Genomic DNA, 3,984 nt, shown 5'->3' with positions numbered 1-3,984 from the left:
ATCTCCTCGCTGCTGGCTCCCTCCCGGGCCGAGAGGTCCAGCAGCAGCACATCCCCGCTCTCCACGTCCTGTACCCGCACGCGCTGGGTCTCGAAGGCCTCGAAGGCCTTCAGGTAGAGCACGCCCCCGGCACTCTGGACGCGCAGCACTTCGGGGTTGGCCAGGGCCGGCGGCAGCCCCACCCGCACGTTGCGGTCCAGGGTGACAATGCGCTCCTCATCCACCGGCAGCGGGATCGCCAGGGGGCGGCGCTCCCAGTGCATGATCTCCACCGCCAGGGCGTCGCCGGCCAGCGCCGCGCTCGCCAGGCAGGCCAGTATCAGGCGCTTCATAGCAGGTCTCCTTCCTCCTCGCGGCCGGGCACCGCCAGGCGCTGCGGGGTGCCCTCGAAGCAGTCCACCTGTAGGCCCCAGGGGTTGCGCTGGGGATCCACGTCAGCGCGCACGATGCGCAGCGGATAGCGAATGAACAGATCGCGCACCGGGGTGCCGGCGTACTGCTCGTCGATGGCCATATCCAGGGTCACGATCCAGGCATCGCGGCTCAGTACCTCGACAGCACTGGCGCGATACCCGCGCCCGGGGATCTCGTAGATGCCACGCACGCGCCCGGAGAGCTCCTGACGACGGTTGCGGGTCTCGTAGTCGTTGTCCAGGTAGCGCTGGCAGGAGGGGGTGAGAAAGGGCGAGTAGGCCTGCAGGTTGCGTTGATAGTCGCTCTGGCCGTCTGAAGGCCAGCGGTTGATCTGCTGCCAGACGTAGAACCCGAAGGCATAGACGCTCGAGGGGTCGACCTCCCACCAGGCGCGGGTGCTGCCGGAGCGCAGGTCGGGCGGATTGTGGATGGTCAGGTTCTCCGGGGCCGACTTCCAGCCCCACCACAGGCCGGCGCTCAGCAGGGCCAGCACCACGATGACCAGGCGCAGGGTGGTGATATGGGCATCCCGGGCGCTCAGGGCGTGACGAAAGCGACTCATGGCCGTCCTCCCGGCTGGTAGCGCATCCGCCGCCGCGAGTAGGGGCCGGAGCGGGTGATCAGAGTCTCGCCGCCCCACAGGCGTATGCCCTGCCGGGCCAGGCGGAACTGCAGGCTGCGATAAAGCCAGGCGGCGGGACGGCCGCGACGCAGCCGCCGCATGACGGCCCCACCGAAGTAGAGCGCCATGCCGGCACAGGCGAAGGCCACGGTGGGCACCATGGCGATGGCTCCCAGCAGCCAGGCGCCGATCGCGCCCGGCAGCAGGCCTGCGGCCAGGCCGCCCAGGGCCATCATCCCAACCTCATGTCCGGTCATGCCCCGGAACACCACCGGCGCGGCGTTGAGGCGGGTCGGCAGAAAGTCGAGACGGTTGGCCATCAGAGGATCTCCGACGCCTTGGTGGCCAGCCAGATGATGGCGATGATCAGCACCACCCCCACCACGACCACCACGCCGAACTTCGACCATTCGCCGCGCACCCGGGCCTCGTTGAAGGTGGCAATGGCAGCGATGGCGACGATCAGGAAGGCCACCGTGGCCAGGATCAGGCCGCCCAAGGCGCCGAAGTCGAACAGGTAGTTCTGCAGGGTGGTGAGCAGGCCATCCCCTTCCCCTCGCGACGGCGCCTCCATGGTGGGCAGCCCCTGCGCCATAGCCTGAGCCGGCAAGAGCCCCGCAGCGGCAAGCGCGGCAAAGCACCGGGTTTGGGTATGAGGACGGGCACGAGAGAAGAGTGAACGCACGGCAGTCATATCGAGCTCCTTTTTGAATGACGAAAGTGCGAGGCGTACAGCCTCAGAGGAAAATCCAGAACATCACCACGACCAGGAAGACGGCGCGCAGGGCGGCAAAGCCGAAGTCGTCGCCGCTGACGCGCCCCTTGGCGTAGCCTCGGTAGGAGGAGATGGCGCTCCAGCACGCCCAGAGCAGCACCACGGTGCAGCCCACCCCGGCAATCAGGACGCCCAGGGGTGGCGCCTCGAAGCCGGCACCGGCGGCAAAGGCCTCCATCAGTACCGCTCCTGCAGGTAGTCGCCGGCGAGCGGCGCCGGCTGCCTGGGTGGCAAGCGAGGCGGTTCGAGCACGTCGTCGATGCCCTCGGCCACCGCCTCGAGGTCACGGCGTAGACGCGGCACATCCAGGAAGACGCGGGTGGTATCGGGGTCGAACTCCCCGACGCGACTCTCGAGCCGATCCACGATGCGCTGGATCTGGGCCAGCTGGTCCTGAATCAGGGCCAGGTCCTGGCGGGCGATCTCATCCCGCACGCCGTCGCGCTCGTCGGCATAGGCGACATAGGGAGCGCCGAACTGAGCGGTCAGCAGCGTCAGAAGCAGGGGCGACAGGGCCCGAGGCAGGCGGCGAAGCGTCATGGCAAGACAGTCCATCCGTTGGCTGGCATTGCCGTCATCCTGTCGCCCGCCAGGGTGCAGCGCAGCAGGAAACCATAAGCGCCGCACACGACGTTTATCTGTGCTCGCTCAACCCCCTAGGCACGCAAGCACCGGAGCCCGCACAGGCTCCGGGCAATAACGACGAGGCCATGGAAGGCCCGCGACGTGGGGCCTCAGAGGTACTTCTTGAAGCTCCCCGTGGCAATGCTGACCAGCAGGCCGAAGAGTGCCGCGCAGGGCAGCAGGAAGGCGTTGGGGTGAATGGCGAAGGGCACGCTCAGGTAGAGCAGCCAGCCCACCACGAAGACCGGCGTGATGGCCCGCTTGGCATGGTGGTAGATGAAAGCGGACTCGCGCCCCGCGCCGAAGCGACGCAGGTCACGACGCACCAGGCCGTCGACGAAGCCGACCAGGGCCGCCAGGGCGAAGAGCGGCGAGGTCAGCAGCAGAATGACCACACGGGTCAGGGTCATCAGCGTGACGTAGAGCGCCGCCTGCACGTAGACATGCAGGGTGCCGAGCCAACCCCCGTGATGGGCGCTGTTCTCAAGCCAGTCCGCTATCCCGCTCCTCACGAACAGCCACTCGTGGGCGCTGGTGACGGCTCGGGTCGCCAGGGCGACCGGGTCCGAGACCAGCAGCGAGCGCGTGAAGTGGGTATCCAGTCGGGCCACTTCGGTTTCCAGGGTCTCCAGCGCATGCTGGGCCCCGGGCTGGCTCCACCACTGCCAGTGGATTCCCGCCCACTCGACCAGCACCGACATCAGCAGCGACACGACCAGCACCGCCATAATCTGAAATGGAAGCCCGAACAGCGTGGAGAACCAGCCGCGTCGAGTTTCCTGGGCGCGCTCTGCCGTGGCCATCTCAGTGCACCCTCACCGGCGTCAGCGAGCAGAGCAGCGACCAGCGGCGGTCGTGGTAGTGCAGGATCAGCCGCCCCTCATGGGGGTGCTCGCCCTGCTCCCACACCGGCGAGAGCCCCTTGCGGTAGGCGCGCTGGGTCAGCTCGACGCGGTCGATGCCGATGACCACGTAGTCGAGCAGCCCGTACAGGGCCGGCGGCAGCTCACTCAAAGAGCCGCTCTCCAGGGCGACGCTGGAGACGATGGCGGTTGCCGCGGTATCAGGCGTCATGGGCGTTGTCTCGATGTTCATCACGGTTCTCCATCTCTTGGGCCAGCGGCCACTCGTCGAGCAGCTGATACTCGGCCTCCTCCCCTTGCCGGCGCGTTTTGTCCTCGCCCTTGCCATGCTCCTCCCTTCGGGCTTCTGCCTGCGCAAGCGGCGGCTCCTGGGCATCGCGGGCCCGCACCGGGAGCTCGGCCCCTAGCTCGCCCAGCTCCAGGTTCACCGGCGGCGGCATCACCGCGGTCCACCACTGCTCGCCGGTGGTGTAATCGCGCTTCATGCGCTCGGCGAGCTCGGCGATGCTGCCGGGGATGTCCTCGTGCCTATCGGGCAGCGGCAGCGGCATGCGCACCTTCCAGAGCTGGCCACCCTCGAGCAGGGCGAAGGCCTGCCCCTTGGGCAGCGATACCACATCGGCAGGCTCGATCATCGGCACCTGCACGGTGCTGATGCGGTCGCCGCCGGAGCTGGTGAAGTCGAT

General features: G+C 68.0%; 8 protein-coding genes and 1 pseudogene. All 9 read right to left on the bottom strand.

The window, feature by feature from the left end; genetic code table 11:
- On the bottom strand, positions 1-332 hold a 332-nt coding region (locus tag Q673_RS23145), incomplete at its 3' end, for a DUF3438 family protein (protein WP_023005032.1).
- Positions 329-976 (bottom strand): PFL_4703 family integrating conjugative element protein, encoded by a 648-nt coding sequence (locus tag Q673_RS23140; RefSeq protein WP_023005031.1) that lies wholly within the window; start codon positions 974-976, stop codon positions 329-331. The genes Q673_RS23140 and Q673_RS23145, both read right to left, overlap by 4 nt.
- Entirely contained in the window at positions 973-1,356 is a 384-nt protein-coding gene (locus Q673_RS23135) for a TIGR03750 family conjugal transfer protein (RefSeq protein ID WP_023005030.1), read from the bottom strand. Before Q673_RS23135 ends, Q673_RS23140 begins: the two co-directional genes overlap by 4 nt.
- Entirely contained in the window at positions 1,356-1,730 is a 375-nt protein-coding gene (locus Q673_RS0118075; protein WP_031217665.1) for a TIGR03745 family integrating conjugative element membrane protein, read from the bottom strand. The genes Q673_RS23135 and Q673_RS0118075 overlap by 1 nt, the downstream gene beginning before the upstream one ends.
- A gap of 43 nt (positions 1,731-1,773) precedes the next feature.
- Entirely contained in the window at positions 1,774-1,989 is a 216-nt protein-coding gene (locus tag Q673_RS23130) for a TIGR03758 family integrating conjugative element protein (RefSeq protein ID WP_023005028.1), read from the bottom strand.
- Complete coding sequence (locus tag Q673_RS23125; protein WP_023005027.1) at positions 1,989-2,351, bottom strand: integrative conjugative element protein, RAQPRD family; 363 nt, start codon at positions 2,349-2,351, stop codon at positions 1,989-1,991. Before Q673_RS23125 ends, Q673_RS23130 begins: the two co-directional genes overlap by 1 nt.
- Before the next feature lie 194 nt (positions 2,352-2,545).
- Positions 2,546-3,238 carry a TIGR03747 family integrating conjugative element membrane protein gene (locus Q673_RS23120; protein ID WP_023005026.1) on the bottom strand — a complete coding sequence of 231 codons (693 nt, stop codon included), beginning with the start codon at positions 3,236-3,238 and terminating at the stop codon, positions 2,546-2,548.
- Between the two features lies 1 nt (position 3,239).
- Positions 3,240-3,530 carry a hypothetical protein gene (locus Q673_RS23115; RefSeq protein ID WP_152527074.1) on the bottom strand — a complete coding sequence of 97 codons (291 nt, stop codon included), beginning with the start codon at positions 3,528-3,530 and terminating at the stop codon, positions 3,240-3,242.
- A pseudogene (locus Q673_RS36685) lies at positions 3,499-3,984 on the bottom strand (hypothetical protein); the annotation flags it as partial. The pseudogene Q673_RS36685 and the gene Q673_RS23115, both read right to left, overlap by 32 nt.

The organism is Halomonas sp. PBN3 (genome assembly GCF_000475415.1).
GTDB lineage: Bacteria > Pseudomonadota > Gammaproteobacteria > Pseudomonadales > Halomonadaceae > Halomonas > Halomonas shengliensis.
The sequence above is the reverse complement of the archived record's forward strand: the minus strand, read 5'-3'. Positions and strand labels throughout refer to the sequence as shown.